The sequence below is a fragment of the Sodalis sp. RH15 genome (genome assembly GCF_047324255.1).
GTDB lineage: Bacteria > Pseudomonadota > Gammaproteobacteria > Enterobacterales > Enterobacteriaceae > Acerihabitans > Acerihabitans ligni.
The window spans coordinates 4,078,133-4,098,873 of the sequence record NZ_CP178738.1; the positions used below are offsets into that span (position 1 = coordinate 4,078,133).

The 20,741-nt window shown below is 38.3% G+C and carries 16 protein-coding genes and 1 pseudogene; 3 read left to right on the top strand and 14 right to left on the bottom strand.

Translation table 11 applies throughout. The annotated features are described in order from the left end of the window. Positions 1 to 37: 37 nt before the first annotated feature. The gene (locus ACL2XO_RS18555) at positions 38 to 1,234 is read right to left on the bottom strand and encodes a methyltransferase domain-containing protein (protein ID WP_413741252.1); all 1,197 of its coding nucleotides are present in this window, start codon (positions 1,232 to 1,234) and stop codon (positions 38 to 40) included. A 128-nt stretch (positions 1,235 to 1,362) separates the two neighbouring features. Continuing rightward, entirely contained in the window at positions 1,363 to 1,632 is a 270-nt protein-coding gene (locus tag ACL2XO_RS18560) for a hypothetical protein (protein WP_413725034.1), read from the bottom strand. 1,213 nt (positions 1,633 to 2,845) lie between these two features. On the opposite strand from ACL2XO_RS18560, the gene ACL2XO_RS18565 reads away from it, so the two are divergent. After that, positions 2,846 to 3,718, top strand: a complete 873-nt coding sequence (locus ACL2XO_RS18565) for a hypothetical protein (protein WP_413725035.1) — start codon at positions 2,846 to 2,848, stop codon at positions 3,716 to 3,718. Beyond that, complete coding sequence (locus tag ACL2XO_RS18570; RefSeq protein ID WP_413741253.1) at positions 3,705 to 6,476, top strand: hypothetical protein; 2,772 nt, start codon at positions 3,705 to 3,707, stop codon at positions 6,474 to 6,476. The genes ACL2XO_RS18565 and ACL2XO_RS18570 overlap by 14 nt, the downstream gene beginning before the upstream one ends. A 164-nt stretch (positions 6,477 to 6,640) precedes the next feature. On the opposite strand, the gene galE is transcribed toward ACL2XO_RS18570, so the two are convergent. The 7 genes and pseudogenes from galE to rfbB all read right to left on the bottom strand — a co-directional run bounded on the left by galE (position 6,641) and on the right by rfbB (position 12,365). Next, positions 6,641 to 7,657 carry a UDP-glucose 4-epimerase GalE gene (galE, locus tag ACL2XO_RS18575; protein WP_413725037.1) on the bottom strand — a complete coding sequence of 339 codons (1,017 nt, stop codon included), beginning with the start codon at positions 7,655 to 7,657 and terminating at the stop codon, positions 6,641 to 6,643. Between the two features lie 54 nt (positions 7,658 to 7,711). After that, positions 7,712 to 8,602 carry a sugar phosphate nucleotidyltransferase gene (locus ACL2XO_RS18580; protein ID WP_132927502.1) on the bottom strand — a complete coding sequence of 297 codons (891 nt, stop codon included), beginning with the start codon at positions 8,600 to 8,602 and terminating at the stop codon, positions 7,712 to 7,714. 81 nt (positions 8,603 to 8,683) lie between these two features. After that, positions 8,684 to 8,842, bottom strand: a pseudogene (locus ACL2XO_RS18585) (phosphomannomutase CpsG); the annotation flags it as partial. A gap of 177 nt (positions 8,843 to 9,019) precedes the next feature. After that, the gene (rfbD, locus tag ACL2XO_RS18590) at positions 9,020 to 9,877 is read right to left on the bottom strand and encodes a dTDP-4-dehydrorhamnose reductase (RefSeq protein ID WP_413741254.1); all 858 of its coding nucleotides are present in this window, start codon (positions 9,875 to 9,877) and stop codon (positions 9,020 to 9,022) included. Positions 9,878 to 9,879: 2 nt separating this feature from the next. Beyond that, on the bottom strand, positions 9,880 to 10,410 hold the full coding sequence (rfbC, locus tag ACL2XO_RS18595; protein ID WP_413741255.1) for a dTDP-4-dehydrorhamnose 3,5-epimerase: 531 nt from the start codon (positions 10,408 to 10,410) through the stop codon (positions 9,880 to 9,882). Further along, complete coding sequence (gene rfbA / locus ACL2XO_RS18600; RefSeq protein WP_413741256.1) at positions 10,407 to 11,282, bottom strand: glucose-1-phosphate thymidylyltransferase RfbA; 876 nt, start codon at positions 11,280 to 11,282, stop codon at positions 10,407 to 10,409. Before rfbA ends, rfbC begins: the two co-directional genes overlap by 4 nt. A 21-nt stretch (positions 11,283 to 11,303) precedes the next feature. Then, positions 11,304 to 12,365, bottom strand: a complete 1,062-nt coding sequence (rfbB, locus tag ACL2XO_RS18605; protein WP_413741257.1) for a dTDP-glucose 4,6-dehydratase — start codon at positions 12,363 to 12,365, stop codon at positions 11,304 to 11,306. A gap of 550 nt (positions 12,366 to 12,915) precedes the next feature. Between rfbB and ACL2XO_RS18610 the strand changes: the two genes are divergently transcribed. Continuing rightward, complete coding sequence (locus ACL2XO_RS18610; RefSeq protein WP_413743089.1) at positions 12,916 to 13,926, top strand: acyltransferase family protein; 1,011 nt, start codon at positions 12,916 to 12,918, stop codon at positions 13,924 to 13,926. Positions 13,927 to 14,401: 475 nt separating this feature from the next. Here ACL2XO_RS18610 and wbaP read toward each other — a convergent pair whose 3' ends face one another. From wbaP to ACL2XO_RS18635, 5 genes are all read right to left on the bottom strand, one after another. Beyond that, positions 14,402 to 15,832, bottom strand: coding sequence for an undecaprenyl-phosphate galactose phosphotransferase WbaP (gene wbaP, locus ACL2XO_RS18615; protein ID WP_413741258.1), 1,431 nt, complete (start codon positions 15,830 to 15,832; stop codon positions 14,402 to 14,404). 286 nt (positions 15,833 to 16,118) lie between these two features. Then, on the bottom strand, positions 16,119 to 17,402 hold the full coding sequence (locus tag ACL2XO_RS18620) for a hypothetical protein (protein ID WP_413741259.1): 1,284 nt from the start codon (positions 17,400 to 17,402) through the stop codon (positions 16,119 to 16,121). Then, positions 17,395 to 18,495, bottom strand: a complete 1,101-nt coding sequence (locus ACL2XO_RS18625; RefSeq protein ID WP_413741260.1) for a glycosyltransferase family 4 protein — start codon at positions 18,493 to 18,495, stop codon at positions 17,395 to 17,397. The genes ACL2XO_RS18620 and ACL2XO_RS18625 overlap by 8 nt, the downstream gene beginning before the upstream one ends. Positions 18,496 to 18,554: 59 nt before the next feature. After that, the gene (locus ACL2XO_RS18630; RefSeq protein WP_413741261.1) at positions 18,555 to 19,427 is read right to left on the bottom strand and encodes a glycosyltransferase family 2 protein; all 873 of its coding nucleotides are present in this window, start codon (positions 19,425 to 19,427) and stop codon (positions 18,555 to 18,557) included. A 111-nt stretch (positions 19,428 to 19,538) separates the two neighbouring features. Next, positions 19,539 to 20,720, bottom strand: coding sequence for a glycosyltransferase (locus ACL2XO_RS18635; RefSeq protein ID WP_413741262.1), 1,182 nt, complete (start codon positions 20,718 to 20,720; stop codon positions 19,539 to 19,541). Between the last annotated feature and the right edge of the window lie 21 nt (positions 20,721 to 20,741).

Sequence of the window (20,741 nt, forward strand, 5' to 3'; positions counted from 1 at the left end):
CGATACGAATTTAAAAATCTCCTATTAATACTTTCTATCAATCTTCAGCAGACTTTTTTTGTTTAATTGCAAACTCCAAGTCCGTTAAGATTAAATTGGCGTGCGGCGTCAGGTCGTTATCCGAAACAACCTCCCGTTTGTCCGCCACAGGCGCAACTACCCCCTTAGCCATTAAACGCCGGCGGGCGCCTCTGACGAGAGTGGCTAGGCTGCGTAGTGGCTTGGTTATCTTCCAAGAGGTGCTGGCGTAGATGGCATGCAATAATGTTTGCGCCGAGCGAAGCTCCGCATTCGTATCCTCTGCCCGATGCAATGCGCTCGACGCCGCCGATTCATAGAGCCGAATCACACTTTCGCTAAGGTGCGCATTATGTCTCTTCAAAAATGAAAGATCATCTTCAAATGCAGTATGCTTTTTCTCGACTTCAAACAAGCGTTCTTGAATCTGGCCGCGCCAACCATTGACGATATCGGGTTGCTCACCCAACGAGCCCAATACTGCATAACCCGGGGGAGATTCACATTTATTGGCCTTGTCAATGACATCGGCGACGGAACAGTTAAGCTCGTCCGCCCCGGCCGGATCTTTTTGAGCAACCAGCGAATAGTAGCACGAAAGTTCCGTGTAACAATTGCTGCTGGTTGTGAGAGCAGAGGGCTTGGAAATAACGGGATTGTGAAAACCAATTATTTTAGTCGTTTTGAAATTTAAATATTCGACCAAAAATTGTAAATATGTCGGTGGCAAGGGTTTGATTTGCGCCGGATCATAATAGAAATGATTTAATCCAACAAGAAAATCTTCTGCTTGGGTAGTCTCGATAATTAATATTCCACCTGGAATGAGTACCCTCAGAGCCTCATTGACAAAATCGTAAAGCATCTCAAATGATAGGCATTCTGCAAGATGAAAGCCGGAAATGAGTGACACGGAGTCGTCGGGTATGGATTTAATATGTGAAAGCGCATCGGCAATGACGACATTCATCCCTTTGGCGATATATCTGTTTGCCGTACGTTCGTTTATCTCAACCCCGCGTACATCCCACCCGCGGCTCGCCAGCAAATTTAGCCATTCCCCACATTCGATGCTATAGTCGTAGGCTATTGGAGCGCGATTTGCCCCCTCAAAAATTTGCAGTATAGGAAGATAGGTGGGCAATCTATTCGCGATCACTGCTTTCGAATAGCGAAAACGTTCTTCAAAAGCAAAATAAAATCGATCGTCAATCATCGGTATAACCTCACTCGCGATGGAAAGCCAACTTAAACGGCTCATCCATGAACAACCAGTAATGCCGTTCAGTTTTCGATAAAATACAGATAGTTACAGTATTTGTTTCGATTACTGCCGCCGGGCCATCAATTGAACGATCGACATGATTTCAGCCGCCAAGCACATAAAAGCAACAGGTTGATATGATTTAAAAACCCGTACCAGGCCGCGCGATCACAGATATTCAACAGCTCAAATTGATTAAGAGCATTTTGGCTGACTTCCGCCAGTGACTCATCATTTTCAGCATTGGCGAGGCAAAAAGCCACCAAAACCGGATCTTGAGGATCGTTAATGATATTTCGAACGATAGCCGATTCGGTGAAACCGGCTGCCCCAGTGACAAAATTATTCATCTAATATTATTCCATCTCATTCATTTAGTGTGGATTTGTTGATTTTGTAACAAAAAATATTCTCAAAAGTCTTTCGTATTTTACATCATATTAATAATAAATCTCAATGGACCACGACTAGCACAGCTAAAATAGTTTAAGTATACCTCATGAATAATTTTGCTTATGTTAAAGCCGTGGCTGTTCCCCACGCTACCGCCCCTAGATGAAACAGTTAGATGATCTAAAGCATCAATAACACTGGCGTCTCTGCGCGGATAGTGGACAAACCAGAACGTGATCATTAGGATTTCTTCTTCCGAGGGCTTCACTATATTATCATAGGCTCAAAGAGTGAGTTAACACGCATTTTCTAACATTAGGATGTTTGAACCACAATACTTAACACAATCAGAAAAGGCAGAATTTGACAAGCTGTTGCCGGCTGGATAAAAGAATAATAGACGGTGCCGCTGCTGCCTAATAAATGGTCAGAATACACGGCAGGTCAACGGACTTGCATGGACCAATAGTTAATATTTTCTAATATTTCAATAACTTACTATAAAAACCTCTGTTTTACTGGCAAAATGAGCGAATTCAAATAAACATTTCCAACTGCTTGTTTATAATGACGCAAATCAAGCCGGATCAAAATAATGAAACTTAACATACAAATACCTTGCTTTAACGAAGCGAAAACGCTCCCCATTGTACTTATTGCACTTCCTCGAACAATGCCTGGATTCGACTCAGCGAAATGGCTGATCATCAATGATGCCAGTAAGGACTATGTCTTAGAAGTTACCAGGGACCTTCGTGGGGATCATTGAATACGGCATGCAAGGAACAAGGGACCGACCGCGGCTTTTATGACTGGATTGGACGCTGATCTACGTCTTGGAGTCGATGTCATTGCCAACACGGATGCGGATAACCAGTTTAACCGTTCAAAACAGATCACTGGTCAACGTAAGAATAGCAGCCGTGAAAACAGCATACACGTCAAAGCTGGTCAAGTAACGTAAGAAAAAGAGGTGGATAGAGTGAATACAAGAATGATAATTGACCACACGGAAACTTATTGGTCTTTGCAAAGGATAAAACAAGAATCTGAAGAAACACGTCTGGAGCCCTACTTTGCTATCCAGGCATGGCAACGCGCCGTGACTCAGTATTTTATCAACATTATCCTTAAACCACATCGCCCCTTAAGGTCAGTATGAAGCCCGCGGTGCGAGAAGTTCTAAATTGGGCTGGCAACGGTGCCGCCTTGATTGGCATACTGTTTGTGTATTTGCGATTGAAAGACTATATGGGAAGTCATGTTCTTTCAAACATAACTTCGGAGGTCTGGGTTTACTGTGCAATATTGGCCGGAGTTTATGGCATCGCAAATGTACTGCTTGCGTTAGCGTGGCGGCAGTTATTGCTTCAGGCTGAAATAAAGACCACCTATAAATGGTCCATCAGGACCTATGGAATATCGCAGCTTGCTAAATATGTCCCAGGAAATATCTTTCATATTGCGGGAAGACAGAGTAAAGGCATGGCGGCGGGAATATCCGCCAGAGTACTGGCCCGATCCAGTCTTCTCGAACTCGGCTCAATTGCTTTTGCAGGCTTATTATTTAGTTGGTTGGTAGTGCCATTGTTCGTAAAAAGCGTACCTATTGTGGTTTGCGCTGCTTTGCTAACCTTTTCATTTTGGATTATTACCGCCTTACTAAAAAGAACAAATGGCAAACATCTTTCAACGTGCTTTAGGCTGCACATGGTGTTTCTTCTTATCTCTGGTGCGATTTTCTCGATTCTTCTGGATTTGATTATCAAGGGTGAGAATTTTTATCCTCAGACATGGCTTTTGATAATGAGCTCATATGTCATTGCATGGCTTGCAGGATTAATCACGCCAGGCGCGCCAGCCGGAGTGGGTGTACGTGAATGGATATTACTTTTTTTATTAAAAGGCTACATTACAGAGACCGATCTGATCATGGTTATCCTGCTGGGACGGGCAGTCACCGTGGTGGGTGATTTATTATTTTTTTGTGTTTCTTTTCTAATTCCCATAAGTAGAGGCCAGCATAAAAATGAATACAACTAGCAGACAGCAATGGCAGTTAAAAGATATAATAATATTAATAGCAGCTATTATTTTTATTCTTGCATTGCATGGGGCAGTACCGTTTTTGATGATGCCCACCCTAGGGCAAGCGGTATGGACTATGGGATTTTCACAATCATTTGCCAATGGTCCCTGGTACAGTATCTATGCGCATGATTTTGGAATTCCTCAGCCAGCGGCGATCGCGTTTGGATTATCAGCTGCTTGGCCTGCTAGTCTGCTGATTCGCCTAGGATTACATCCTGCTGATGCTTATTCTGGTATTTTTGCATTTTATTTCCTGTTGGCCTTCTTTTCCGCTTATCATATCTGCATTAGACTTGGAATGAGACGTTATTGCTCGATTCTTGGTGGTGTGGCATGGGTTGGCATGCCAATCATCTGGGCGCATAACGGATACAGTATGATTGAACTAGGAATAGCATTACTGCCCTTCTATTTCTTATGCCCATTAAAAATGTTCGGTTGGCATTCAGGAAGCATAGCCGTCAACTGGAAGACCATCTTTTTATATTTTGTGACGGCCGTTATTTCTGTTTTTATGGATGGTTATTCATTTATCATGTTTGCCACGGGAACGAGCATCCTTTTCGTATACACCTATATTTCCTGTCCTGATAGGCGTAAATTATTATTAAAAGTTGCGCTTCCAGTTCATATATCTAGTTTCACACTAGCGTATCTATTGTTTGCTAGCTATATAGGAAAAAGTAGTTTCGAAGCATATGATCTAAGCAATTTTAGAGGATGGGGACTTGATCTGTCCTTTGTGGCGATTCCAACCCGAGGCTCCTTATGGCTATTTGATTTTTTTGGGTTGAGTATATATCGGGGCGACGAGCTCTTTTTTGGAGATGGTTCTGTCTGGAAAACGACCTTTTGTTTACCGCTTGTGTTAGCCGGGGTGATTGCATGGTGGTTGAGTAAAAAGAACGTCAAGTTAGCCACTGGGGCGCTAGCCGTTGCGGTTTTCGCCTTTTATATGGCATTAGGTCCATCGTTAAAAATTAACTCGACCAAACCTACAGCATTATCGGTGAGTCAACCTGGGCAATTAAGCGCTGGGATGCCGGCGGAATTGGCCATTATGCCCACCGGCAGCGCATTGATTTCCAAATACGTTCCTGGTTTTAACGTGATGCGCGCATCATACCGCTGGTCCGCTCTCGGGATTTTTGCTTTATGGCTGTTAGTCATGGTACAACTGGCAACTACCTCCAAGAAAAACAGACTAATCTGGATAGGGGTCTTATCCGGTATCATAGTGTTTAATTTACCCCATATTATGAAGAACTGGCGTTTAGCTATTGATTCGCGCGTGATGTTCCAACAAATAGACAACGAATTAGTCAAAAAGCTTCAGAGTACTATAAAAAAAAATGAAGTCGTGGCATTTCTACCCTACAGCAATGACTTTATAGCAAATTATTTGGCACCCACAGCCGGTTTTAAAACCTATAATATTGGTGGAGATAAAAATTTAGCTGAAGCCCAAAAAAAATGGCCCGTGACATTAATTGGTCAAAATTTGGATTTGAGTCAAAATAATACGAATCAAATTTTGAATTTATTGACTGCGGGTGATGCTGATGTGGTAGTAATCCCTTATTTTGACATGTTGCATGCAGCACATAGCTGGCCATGTGAATCGACCAGCCTTACAGGCATATACGATAACGGCCCTGAGTGGAACAAGAATATAGTGTCTTCAACAGAGAACGCGCAAGAAACGGAAATACCAGTATCAGGCTCTAACAACTTCCAAAATATTTACATTTCCGTACCTGAGGCAACGTCCCCCCGTGCCATTAGCGGTTCGTCAGATGATAGAATTTTAGGCATTTCCCTTCACAACATTACGCTGAAGCCAAACCCATCAAATGGAAATATCCAAGCTAACGATAAAAATGATTTTTATTCCATTGACGTTGATCCTGCAATGAAAAATCGCTCAACTCTCCTTTCAGATGGTTGGTATAGTAATGATAAGAATTTTATTTGGTCTGAAAAGCTAGCCGCTTTAACTATTCCGGTTCCCGATAAATGTTTTCCTGACAAATGTAATTTGTCGCTTAAATACTCTGTATTTGGAGCTACACAAAATCACCCCGTCAATGTTAGGTTTAGTAATGCTTCAGAAATTTGTCCTGACCACGCAAGGGAAAATTCGAGTAAAGTTATCAACGCATTACAATCTTCACCTTACTTACAGGTGCTGGATGGTGATTTATTTGCAACTGTAAGGTTGCGATCAGAGTTTTCAGGAGCAGCAAGCAGAGAAGCGTTAAGGAGAGTTATAATCAGCAACATTCGCTACCCGCTCGTATTCGGAAAAGAGTTAACGTGGGCGCCATTTATACTCCAAGCGGGCTGGAATACTTCTGAGGCACAGCATGTCTGGTCCACAGGAAAATCTTCACTGTTATTACCCGTTCCCGTAGATTGTTCAAAAAAGGAATGTCATGCAGAGCTAAAATTTAATATTTTTGGTTCGAGTCCGACCAGGCCAGTTCTCGTTAAATTCGATACTCAACAAGCTGGAAAAAATTGGCATAAAGAACTTACATCGGTTGACGGCAGAAATTACTCAATTTCAGTGCCTTTAACTAACTCGAATGAAAGCCAAAAATTAGAAATTTCAGTTCCGATGGCTACCTCCCCACTGGCTTTGGGTATATCTGATGATGGGCGCACTCTTGGCCTTGGACTTCAACGTATTGATTTGATCATAAAATAAATTTTAAGGTGAGAAAGTGCTGCCATAGGCATATATCTCATTGGGTACCACTTATGATAGGCCTGATATGATACTGTAACTATGCAGGGCTAAAAAAAGACCCGGCTTCAGACCGGGTCTTTTTAACAGCATACTGCCCTATCCAAGCGGGTAATTGACAGTCGTCAAGCTTTATAACCGTTCGGATTACTCTTCTGCCAGTTCCAGGTGTCACGCATCATGCAATCCAGATCGCGAGTCACCGCCCAGCCCAGTTCGCGTTTCGCCAATCCGGGATCGGCCCAAAACGCCGGCAGATCGCCCTCGCGCCGCGGCGCGATAACGTAGGGAATGGTTTTACCGGAGGCCTGCTCAAAGGCTTTCACCATCTGCAGCACCGATGTCCCCACCCCGCCGCCGAGATTATAGGCTTTGAAACCTTTAAGGTTAGCGAGATGGTCCATGGCTTTAAGATGCCCGTCGGCCAGATCCATCACGTGGATATAGTCCCGCAGGCAGGTGCCGTCCTCGGTGGGATAGTCGCCGCCGAAAATCTGCAGCTGATCACGGCGCCCCACCGCCACCTGGGCGATAAACGGCAGCAGGTTATTGGGAATGCCGTTAGGGTCTTCGCCGATACGGCCGGACTCATGGGCGCCCACCGGGTTAAAATAACGCAGCGCGATAATGGAAAATTGCGGCTCAGCTTTGGCGAAATCCGCCAACACCTGCTCCACCATCACCTTGGAGGTACCATAAGGACTGGTTGTCCCCCCGATGGGCGAAGTCTCCACGTAGGGCACCGTCGCATTGACGCCATACACGGTGGCGGAAGAGCTGAAAATAAAACGGTGCACGCCGGCGCGGCGCATCTCTTCCAGCAGCACCAGGGTGCCGCTGACGTTGTTTTGATAATACTCCAGCGGCTTGTGGGCGGATTCCCCCACCGCCTTCAGGCCGGCGAAATGAATCACCGCCGTAATATCATGATCGTCGAAAATACGCTGCAGACAATCCGGATCCCGCACATCGCCCTGATAAAAAACAATATCTTTATCTGTTAATTCGGACACCCGGTCAAGGGAGACATCAGACGCGTTGCAAAGATTATCCAGCACCACTACCTCATCGCCCCGCTCCAGCAGCGATAAAACCGTATGCGAACCGATATACCCGGCCCCGCCGGTGACAAGAATCGCCATAAGAACTCCTGAAGTTATTTAGCGCAACCCTATTTATCACAACAGAGAGCTATGCTACAGAAGGCTTTTGATCTTCTCACGGAAATCTTTGCCGAATTTTTCATTTCTCAGGCCATAGGTCACAAATGCCTGCATATAACCCAGTTTGCGGCCGCAGTTAAAGCTTTTACCGGTGAGATACAGCGCATCCACCGGCTGATGGTTCACCAGCGACGCGATGGCATCCGTGAGCTGGATACGGCCCCAGGCGCCCGGCTCGGTTTTTTCCAGCAATGGCCAGATATCCGCCGACAGGACATAACGCCCCACCGCCGCCAGATCGGAATCGATATTGGTCAGGTCTTGGGGTTTTTCGATAAACGACTGAATCAACGCGCTGTCGCCGGGCTTGGAAACATCCTCATTGCAGCTGATCACCGAATACTCCGGCAAATGTTCCCGCGGCATGGACTGCACCAAGACCTGGCTATGGCCCGTTTCATGGTAACTCTTCACCATCGCCGCCAGGTTTTCGCTGCGATTATTATAGGTGGAATCATCAAGCAGGATATCGGGCAGAACCACCACAAACGGCGAGTTGCCCAGCATCGGTTTGGCGCACAGAATGGCATGTCCCAGCCCCAGCGCTTCACCCTGGCGAACATTCATGATGGTAAGGCCCTTCGGGCAAATGGCCTGCACTTCCTTCAGCAGGGTATTTTTAACCCGTGCTTCCAGCAGGGCTTCCAGTTCAAACGAGGTATCAAAATGGTTTTCAATGGCATTTTTGGACGCGTGCGTCACCAGCACAATCTCTTTGATGCCGGCGGCTGCGCACTCTTCAACCAGATACTGGATCATCGGCTTATCAACGATGGGCAGCATTTCTTTCGGTATGGCTTTGGTGGCCGGCAGAAGATGCATGCCCAGGCCGGCAACGGGGATCACAGCTTTTAAAATTTTCATTCAGTAAGCACCAAATTGGTTAAAAAAAGACATGTATTTATAAACCTAGTTACAATAATAGCACCGGGACAAGCGATATGATTACTCGCTTCTTAACAAATCCAGCAGGGCTGCTGTTTTTTCATGCATAAGAGTGGGATTCGCCTTGCTCTCAACGTTTAAACGCACCACAGGCTCGGTGTTGGAACTGCGCAGGTTGAAACGCCAATCATGAAATTCCAGACTAATCCCATCGGTTTGCGCCTCCATGTCACGCCTTTTCAGATTAGTTCAAATTACTCGTCCTTAAAAAGGATAAAGTATAAATACGTTAAAAATCGCATTTGCAATAAGATATATTGCCAGTAATTCCTGAGAATTAAACCCTTAATAAATAATTTTTGTCAAGGCATACATAAAATGACTTACAATGAATTTTTATGCTAATTTCGATATACAAGTAATAAGCGCTGTTGCCCAATCCGACGGGTAAATTCCATAAGACTCAATTTTATTACAATCCAGTGTTGAATATGCTGGACGATGTGCAGCAGTAGGATATTCTGATGTGCTTATCCCTTTTATTTGAGGACGACGCGGAATTAATTTTTGCGTTTCGGCAATAGTGATGATTTCTTCTGTAAATTCCTTCCACGATACTTCACGGTCCCCACAGAAATGATAGATACCTCCTGTGGTTTTTTGACAGTAGAGTTGGATGATCGCCTGAGCGATATCGCCGGCATAGGTGGGACAGCCACGTTGATCATTAACAATACTCAGGCTTTCTCGCTCACGAGCCAAACGCAACATGGTTTTGACAAAATTATTGCCATATTCGCTGAATACCCAAGCCGTACGAATAATTATAGCCTGTGGATAAATGCCCAGAACTGCCCTTTCTCCCTCGAGCTTTGTCAATCCATATACGCTAAGAGGATGGGTAGCAGCAGCTTCATTATACGGTAAGGAAGAAGATCCATCAAAGACATAATCAGTTGATACATGGACGAAAAATGCATTGACTCGCTTAGTTACAATGGCGAGATTTTCCGGACCTATGGCATTTATCAGACGGGCAAGTTGTGGTTCATTCTCAGCTTTGTCTACCGCAGTGTACGCAGCAGCATTAACGACTAAATCAGGCTTAAATTCAGTTATAACTTTTTCGACCTGGCTAATATCTGTTATATCAAGTGAATCGCTGTCAGTGGCCTTTACTTGCCAATCTGCAGGAATGCGATCTTGAAAACAACGCCCAAGCTGACCTTTGGCTCCGGTAAGTAATATCTTCATATTTATAGATCCTTCAAAAACTTGCCCAACTTATCTTTTTCAGATAACAGAGGGTTTGTTACAGGCCAATTAATTCCCACATCAGGATCATTCCATAATAAGCACCCCTCATGTTGAGGGTTATAATAATCAGTACATTTATATTCGAAATCAGCAACATCTGACAGCACGATAAAACCATGCGCCAAACCAGGAGGAATCCAAAATTGCATCTTATTTTCCTCCGATAGGATTATCCCTTCCCATATGCCATAGGTAGGAGAATTTCGTCGAATGTCCACTGCAACATCATATACTTCTCCCCGAACTACCCTGACCAGCTTACCTTGAGGATTAATTTTTTGAAAATGTAAACCTCGTAACACATTTTTTGAGGATCTTGAATGATTATCTTGAACAAAATCCAGCTCAATACCTAATAGCGATCTATAACGTTCTTTTTCAAATGTTTCTAAAAAAAAACCTCGCGCATCTCCAAAAACTTTTGGCTCGATGATTTTTACACCATCAATTTTCGTGTCATGCACTTTCATTGAGCTTTTTCCCCAGCAATTTGGATCAAATACTGACCATATTCTGTCTTACTCATCAAATTTGCTTCTTCTATCACTTGTTGTTTATTCAGCCAGCCTCTATTGAAAGCGATTTCCTCCAAACAAGCGACTTTAAAACCCTGTCGTTTCTCAATGGTATGAATAAATACTGAGGCTTCAATCAAACTCTCATGAGTGCCCGTATCTAACCAGGCAAAGCCACGGCCCAGCAACTCAACATTTAACTGATTTTGTTTTAAGTACATTTCATTAAGCGTGGTAATTTCTAATTCCCCACGTGGGGAGGGTCGTACTTGTTTAGCCATTTCCACAACCTGCTCATCATAAAAATAGAGCCCGGTGACCGCCCATTCGGATTTAGGCCTGAGTGGCTTTTCTTCAAGAGATAACACACGGAATTGCTCATCAAATTCAACCACGCCGAAACGCTGAGGATCGACTACATGATAGCCGAAAACAGTGGCCCCGGTAATTCGCGAAGCAACATTCTCTAATTTGGCGCCGAAGCTTTGGCCAAAATAGACATTATCGCCCAGGACCAATGCACAGCGATCACCATCAATAAACTTTTCGCCGATAAGAAATGCCTGTGCAAGTCCATCAGGACTTGGTTGAATAGCATAGCTAAAATTAACGCCAAAACGGCTACCGTCCCCGAGCAGGCGCTGAAAAGAAGGCATATCCTCCGGAGTGGAAATAATCAATATATCGCGAATACCAGAAAGCATTAATACCGAGATAGGATAATAAATCATCGGTTTGTCATACAGCGGCAATAGTTGTTTAGATACTCCACGGGTAATAGGATATAAACGCGTACCCGTGCCGCCAGCCAATACTATGCCTTTCATATTTATCTTTTCCTGTATGTATTATTTTAAACCAAGGCGCTCGCCGGAATAAGAACCGTCCTGAACACGTTGCCACCAACTTTGGTTGTTTAAATACCATTCAACTGTTTTAAGTATTCCACTCTCAAAGGTTTCAAGGGGTTGCCAGCCAAGTTCACGCTTGATCTTTGCTCCATCAATGGCATATCGAAGATCATGGCCTGGACGATCCGTTACATAAGTGATGAGTTCTTCGTAATGACTTATACCTTGGGGTTTATCAGGGACTAGCTTATCCAACAATCTGCAGATAGTAAGCACCACATCGATATTCTTGCGTTCGTTATGGCCACCTATATTGTAGGTTTCACCAATGAGGCCGCTAGTAACAACCGTATAGAGCGCGCGCGCATGATCTTCAACATACAGCCAATCGCGAATTTGCGCACCGTTGCCATATACAGGCAAAGGCTTGCCGCCGATAGCATTTAGAATAGTTAAAGGGATTAGTTTTTCTGGGAAATGGTAAGGGCCATAGTTATTGGAGCAATTGGTGACCAGTGTCGGTAAACCATAAGTCCGGTGCCATGCACGGACTAGATGATCACTTGAAGCCTTAGATGCCGAGTAGGGACTGCTTGGTGCGTAAGGGGTGTTTTCTGTGAAAAGGTCAACTGTGTTGTGCAGGTCGCCATAGACTTCATCGGTTGAGATATGATGAAAACGAAATGCCGTTTTGCGCACGGCATCAAGACCAAGCCAATATTTACGTGCAGCCTCAAGCAACGTATATGTGCCAACAATATTAGTCTCAATAAAGGCTAATGGCCCATCAATGGAACGATCAACATGGCTTTCAGCAGCTAGATGCATTACCGCATCAGGCTGATGTTGCTGAAAGACACGATCCAAATCTGCACGATCACATATATTGACTTTTTCAAAGCTGAAGCGAGGGTTATATTTTACTTCTGCTAACGATTCCAAATTGCCTGCGTACGTAAGGCAATCCATTACCAGAACATCGTCTTCAGTCTCTCTGATAATATATCGCACTACAGCCGAGCCAATAAAGCCAGCACCGCCGGTAACTAATATTTTCATATGAAAGTATTACCTTAATTAATATGTAGATGAATGCATTACACAAACGCGCATTCTTAAGAAGTCGAGGAAATATAGTAAGTCAAAAGGATTAATTTTTAAAAGATAAAATTTTTCACTTCTGTTTAATATATAAATACTAGTGCTCCATTTTAAAATACACTTTAGTGTTCTTCTCGAGTAATTTGTTCTAGATCAACGGATAATAAATATTTATTATTTTAGTAACCATCGAGTCAAGCCTACATTCAAACCACTATGCGTAAAAATGCACTTCAAGAAGCTCAACATTTAAGTCATACAAATTTATTCATGTTTTTATTTTAATAATCTAGTTTTATATTAACATAATGCCATTGTTACATAATGTTTAAAAATCGCATTCGATATAACCACAAGGAATATAAAATTATCTTTTTATAAAAAAATTCAAAAATATAGGCCCATTAAAATTAGATTAAAATTATCTATAGGAATATTCCATCAAATCATTTAGAATGATCAATACCCTAAAACTAAATAATAGATATTTATGATAATTTCAATCCAAATGCTCAGGGCAATAGCATCTATGATGGTTGTGATTTATCACATTACGATCAAGGCAGGTCAATATAACAATAGTGCCTTCCAATGGGTACATATCGGACAATATGGTGTAGATTTGTTCTTTATCATATCTGGTTACATTATGTGTTTTACCACCTCAGACAAAAATATTCATTTTGGTGAATTTTTAATGCTCCGCATTAAGCGAATTATCCCTTTATATTGGGCCATGACAACTGTTGCTCTTATTATTTATATCATCGTCCCATCGCTAGTAAACAGTTCTGGTGGTCAAACAAGCATTATTGCATCCTATACACTCATACCAAATGGACAGAAGCTGCTTGTACAAAATGGCTGGACTTTAAGTTATGAATTTTTATTTTATATAATTTTCGGTCTAAGCCTAAATTTCAAAAAAACAGGCTTATTAAAATTTAATGTCTTCGTAATATCACTAATGATTTTTATAGGATCTATTTATAAATTTCAAAATGTAATTATTTTATTTTTGACAGATCCGATACTGAGTGAATTTTTATACGGAATGTTGGCGTACAGAATGTTATCATCATATAAAACGCCTATCATTATTTGTATAATTTCGTTATTGATAGGAATATTTTTAATTATAATTCAAAATCAATATGGGATATTTAATACTGTTTTGGGCCGAAGCTTAAGCGGTGGAGTCCCGATGTTATTTGTTTTTATTGGTCTAGTTGGCATGGAAAAATATATAGCACGAGTTGATGGAAAATTGAAATCAATTTTATTAATATTAGGAAACTCATCCTATTCGTTATATTTAATTCATCCTTTTGTACTTTCTGCTAGCGCTTTAGTACTTAAGAAATTGCACTTGAGTTCCATTAGTCTAATTTTCGGAGTTACGCTTTTGCTGAGTTCGGTCATTTGCGGCATAATACTTTTCAAGTATATTGAAAACCCAATCAATAACATGCTTAAAGTGAGAAAATTGGAAAAAAAACCTACAACAACCACTCTCTGAAGCAATATTAAGTGCATATAAAACGTGACACACGTTAGATTATTCATAAATTTTTTAATTACTAAATCATTTATGCTCAATAAACAATAGCTTGACTAGTTTGATATATAAAAACACCCAAATTTGTAGCTTTCTATAACATTGTGGTGAAATCTCTTTTTAATATACTGCATCTTTAAGAGTTGCTCTAGCCGCATATAAAATAAATATCATAAAAAATATAAACACATAGATACAGTAAATTTTTTCATTTATTTTAGTCAAATGTCATATGTATTCATTGTAATAGTAAAATATAATTTTAAGATGACTTCATATAATGACCTACAATTACTAATTTTTTAAAAAATTTAACGTCATCATTATAGAAAATTTACATCATTACACTACTGTAATAATTTCATAATTGTTCTATTATTTTACGAAGGGGAACAAAATTTTCTTTTGATTAACATTCACCCTTTCGTATTGGAAATTAATACGCACCATCTCTTCGAAGAACTACATTAATAGTTTTAAAAAGAATAGCTATGTCATTCCATAATGACCAATTTTTTACATACCAAGCATCAAAATAAACACGGACATCGTAGTCTACATCATTACGCCCACTTACTTGCCAAAGACCCGTCATTCCAGGTTTTGCCATTAGATAATAATCTACATCACCAGCGTATCGCTCAAGCTCTTTTTCAATTACAGGGCGTGGACCAACTAGACTCATTTCTCCTCTTAAGACGTTCCAAAGTTGCGGTAGTTCATCAAGGCTTGTTTTGCGAATGAACCGGCCAACTTTTGTTATTCTAGGATCATCTTTCAATTTAAAATCTTTCTCCCATTCGGCTCTTGCTTCTGCGCTTGTTTCAAGTAACGTACTAAGTACTTCTTGAGAATTCAAAACCATGGATCTGAATTTCAAGCATTTAAATTTCCTACCATCTAAACCTATTCTTTCATGTCCATAAATGGGACTACCACCATCACGTGAAACCTGATAAAGAAGAAAGATAAATACTGGCGATAAAAACAGCAAAATCAAAGCAGAACCAAAAATATCAAATACTCTTTTTAAAAATCGGGAGCTTCGCTTTGCAAGATTATTATTAACACGAAGAATCATAACTTCATGGCTAAATATAAAAGACATATCTGTCCCATATAATGGAACTCCACGTAACGTAGGTATAACCGAAACTGATCGACAATTATGCTTTGCAAGATTTTTTAACCAATAATCCCTATTTGCATGCTGTTCAAACTCAACTGCCACTATAAACTGTGTATTTACTGTATCAACAATAGACCAAAGTTCATTCTCAGATTTTATTACGGGAATGTTCATCAAAGTCTCAGGACTGCTTTCTCCTATTGCATAAAATGCAATAACGTTAAAACCCATTATCTCTTCGCTCTGCAAAGCAGCGTAAGCATCACAGGCATTTCTATGAGAACCAATGATAATTGTTTGCTTTTTCCATAAACCAAAATAATTCAATAATCTCTTAATAATTGATCTACCAAAAGGCATCAATATTGCTGCAAAGACCCATGTTATGAACCATACATATCTTGATAATTCCCATTTGGAAAAAGCAACAATTGCTAAATCAATCACAGAAAAAATTAATAACGTCCTTAAAACCTCTTTCAATTCAAACCAGAAAGGTTTTCTGTATGTATAATGTCTTAATCTTGTCCAAAACCATGTTATACAAACTATTGAAAGAATCACATGCGAATAATATCTTGCGTGTATTTCTTCCCTGGGTATATAAATATAAATATCATTTGTGAATTTACTAATTAAAGCGATAGCAAGAACTAACGATAGATTAAAAAAAATTAAATCAGAAAGAGCTAGCCCTAATTTAGCAAAAATATTTTTTAAAGTGTTTAATTGACTCATACGTTAACTCTTTTTGTGATTATGTACATAAAAAAACAAGAAAAATATTACGTTGCAACATTTTTTGGTTTGGTTAAATCATATCAAAATAAATAAACAATGAATTATATAAACAGCAAAATTATTGAGTGCTTTATATATTAAGCGTAATGATTTGGTCAAATTTGCAATAATTAAAATTATCAAAACACAAGTTGCATTTGCCTAAGACAATTCCTCGTGAGCGGATTATGTATATTGTTGATATAAAAAGTAAACACGTGAAAATTTTGTGACATTTTTATATTTAAATAATATTAATAAAAATAGATGTTGATATCGACAAAATCATAACTAATGAAAAAGGAAATAAAAAAGAAATATACATTTTCTTTTTGGCTAAATATAAATAATAAAAAAATCCAATAAGACATTCAGCTAGAATAAAACAAAAAACAATACCTAGTGCCAATGCGTTTTCTGTAAGAAAAACGCCTGTAATAAGTGCAGCAACAAGGTACAATGAAAAGGCAAAACAATTTGCGATGAGGATAAACTTTTGGCCACCTGAAACAGAAATATAATTTGACATCGGGCCATATATAAAAACGACTAAAATAAACCATGTCCCTATTTTTATAAGTGAATACGTATTAGTATAAAGAGTTAAATTTAGAAAACTAATTACATAAGGAAAAAGAAAATATAACGCTAATGTTACCGCCAATCCCGGAATGAAAAAAATTAAAAAAACTTTATGATCAAATCGGAAATTTTTGTCATTTATAAAACGTGGCATGTAAGCCGAGACCAAAGATGATTGAATAAATAATGTAGGATTAATAAATTTAAATGCTGCTATATAAATAGCTAATACTGAAAGTTCAGAAAAATGCTTGATGTATAATATACCTAGTTTATTATGTAATGAATTAACTAAAAAAACTAAGATAAAAGTAATTAGAATTGGCTCATATTTAAATTTTGCATATTTGTAAAAAGCATTTAATGTAAATTCTTTAAAAATATTTTTTTGGTATCTATATATATATGTCAAAGAAACAAAGACAGCGGGAATTAATTGCACAATTACGACCTGTGTCACTGGAAGCCGCATTAATTTAACAGTCACGAAAATTGTCATCACTGAAACGACAGATGTAAGAATATCTTTGACAATTAGAACTACTCTTCTATTATCTGCCAACATCTTTGTTTGTAGCGGGAGAGACAATGACGTCAAAATAAACGATAGTGTTAAAGAAATACTTATAATAAAGCCTACACCATAGAGAAAATATAATAAAATGCTGAACAAACCTATGTAAAGACTACCATTCGAAATCTGATAGTAAGTTAAGTTATTCACATCGGCACTTTCGTTCCTAAACAATTGCAAATAAAAATTCCGAAAGGCTCCTCCAACCACCATTTGCAATAAAATTAACACTTCAAAGGAAAGTCCATAATAACCATAATCCGCAAGGCTGAGACTTCGCATAAGGACTATCTGGGCTAAAAAATTTAAAGCCTGAGTTATTAATGAGCCAATGGCATAAATAGAGGCAGTTCCAACGATCGACTTACTCATTATTAATTATGTCACCAAGTTTTTTGATATTGATCCGCCAGTCATTATTTTGGCTGACATATTTTTGACACCTTTTTCCTTTGTCAATGGTACTCTCAATCTCTTGTATTGATTTTAAGAGAATAGACAAAAGACTAGCCTCATTTTTGTAGATATATCCATCAGAGCATGCGACTAAATCATCTCCACCACTTCTATCTGAAAGAATTGGCATACATCCCAACCAACAAGCCTCAATCATGGATAAAGGATATCCTTCAGAATGAGATGTCATCAAAAAAATATGAGATTCAGCATATGCCTTTGCAAGTATTTGAGCATCTGAAATAAAACCCATGAATTCAATTTTATTAATGAAATCGAATGGTTTTTTACGATAGATCTCAATGAAATTATCAAATTCTTTTGTTTGCCCTCCGTAGAATCTAGCACGCCACTTTAAACCATGAGGAAGATCTGCCAAAGTTCGAATTATCAGTTCTGCGTTTTTTCTTGGATCACCACATTTGCCAACAAATATTATTTCAGCCACTGATCGACTTTTGCAAACTAATGTACTTCCAGCATAATTGTATAATTCCGCACTTACACCATTAGGCATATAAAATGTCTTGAATGCATATTGATTAAAAAATGACAAAATAGATAAATGCTCAATCAATAACAAATCAATTTTTTTTGCAAAAAATTTTATAACTCTTTCGAATATTTTACTCTGGTTTAGAAAAGGCATTTCATAATTATTAGCATCGCATTTAATCATTACAAATCCTGTTGGATTTAAAAACTTAAATATCGAGGCATATATCAATGAATATTTTCTAAAATGAAATAGCGTCAAAACATCAATTTTTTTTGCTTCTTTAACTAATCTAAAAATAATGGGCAAGTTTAACGAAAAAATTGTATTTCCATCTTTGATGCATCGAATCTTAAAGCTATTGAGATCTGTTAAGGAGTTATATTTCCCCAAATGCCAAAGTTCAACTTCATAATTCAAAATCACATTTGCGTGATAAGGTATTTGTCCAACGTCCTTTTTAAAATGGAAATCTTCGTATCTTTCAAATATTGTTACCCATTTTTTCCCCATTTAAAACTCCTAATCAAGATATAATAAAAATATAAAATAATCACGTTAATTAATCGGAATTAGAAATTTCTATACTTAATACATCTTGGATGAAAGCCCAAAAAATATATTTTTAATATCAAAAAAACAAAAGAAAATTTACCAATTATAGTATATTTAATTAAATTTTTAAAGAATATTTCATAGTGATTAAAAGAAGGATAATGTCTAGCTTGCAGGGCAATATCATATAAACGTTCGCGTATACGGTTAGTACTTATATCCCCTTCTACCCTAGATAAGGAATGATAAAGAACAGATGTACAATAAACTTTAAAAAGCTCACCTTGTTCTCTGAGACGCCAAGTCCTTCTAAAAAAACTGAAATCTACACCATAAAGAGCAAAATGTTCGTCAAATGGTTTTAATTTTTTCTTATAAAATTTTTCAATAAGGCTACTAGATATTACTAAACCTGATCCAATGGAAATTGTTTTACTAATACTTAATTCGCAATCATATGTAACAGCGATGTCATCCATGACTGGGTAGTGAACAATATCAGAATCTAAAGATGTAATGCGCGGAAGTCTAAGATCACAATCATCATCTTCTAAAGAGATGAGATCTATAAAAGATTGAGTTAAGATAGTGTCATCATCAAGAATAACGAATTTTTTAGATTTTGGGTACAATTCAATAAATCTATTATAAGCTATACTTAGAGGCATATTATCAATTTGATTGCACAACACAACTGAATCAAATAGATTATTCAAAAACGATTCGAAACTTTTTTCAAATTTCACCTCGCAAGGACCGTTATTTAAAACAAAAAGATTTACATGTTTAAATTTAAAACTCATCATGCTTTTCAATGTATTAGACTGTTCTAAGCTTTTGTTGTATACCACTACAAGTATACTGCAATTGATAGCATGCGGATCTTGCATCTTTTTTCCTTTACAAAAATTAAATTTATCAAAACGATGTGATTTTTTAGTGCGTCGAACGTTATATATTTATTTTAATGAGTGACATTTACATAAATTATTAAAAGTTTTTTAAGACATATAAAATGTTTGTAGTTTTTCAAAATATTTTTTAGGGTTATGATCTTTCCGGATACGCTCAATGGATGCAGTTGCTTTTTCATTAATGATAAATGGTTCATGATAAATTTCTAATATTATTTTTTTTAACTGTCTTATTATACTGTGTTTATACACTAACAATTCATCAGCATTTTGAATTACGATTTCATTAAATATATTTTTCTTTGTACTAATTAACCATCCAACATTATTATTGTTGATTTCTTGAAGCGCCCGCACATCAGTGGTAATTACAGGACATCCAGCCGCTTGCATCTCAAGTACAGAATAACCGAACGTATCTCCCCATGTTGGTAATAAACCGACATGGGAACATTTGATAAGATTTATTATTTTCTCATTATCTAAAAAATTATAATGTTTTATATAATCTGTATTATTGATCATTGAAGAGATGCCTAGTAATTCCTCTTCTTCTAACTGATTTGCATTGAAAACATAATTATTTGTTCTTGACAAATCCCCTACAAGTATTAATTCTATTTTTTCTTGGTCTAGGCTTTTTGCTTTAATGAGAGAATCAAATGCATATACAATTTCAGCTCCCCCCTTCCTGTAGAAATCACGACCAATAAAAATAAATCTAATTTTATTCAGTGGTAACTTTTTCTCAGAAATGTAATTCACTAATAATTTCTGGGGTGGCTGTAAAATTTCCATTTTCGAAATAATTGATTCAAAATATTTCGGGTACGCTTTCAAAAATGCACATTGAATATTATAAGAATTAGAAGACAACGCTATAATTTTTAGACAAAAGTTACTAGCCATTAACTCAACGAAAGTTTCTATACTTGATTCATATTTATAGCTAATTTCGCCATTAGCTTTGCGATGTTCATTCAACAATGCATCAGTTCTGGGGATCATTGTTTCAAAAGTACTTACCCATCTAACTTTTGCATCTGTGATATCATTAACGAAATGAAATATATCAATATGCTTAGACTCAAAAAAAAAAGGTTTAAAAAAATAATGTGTCACATTTTTTTTAAAAAAAAACGATTTAAATTTATTAATATAATATGATAAATTTAATTTCTCAAAATTAATGTATGTATCATTAATACTTTCCTTGTTAACAATACACCTAACCTCCGGGTATTTGCAACGCGATAGACCAATTCTCATTTTGTTACCTTAAAATAGCTT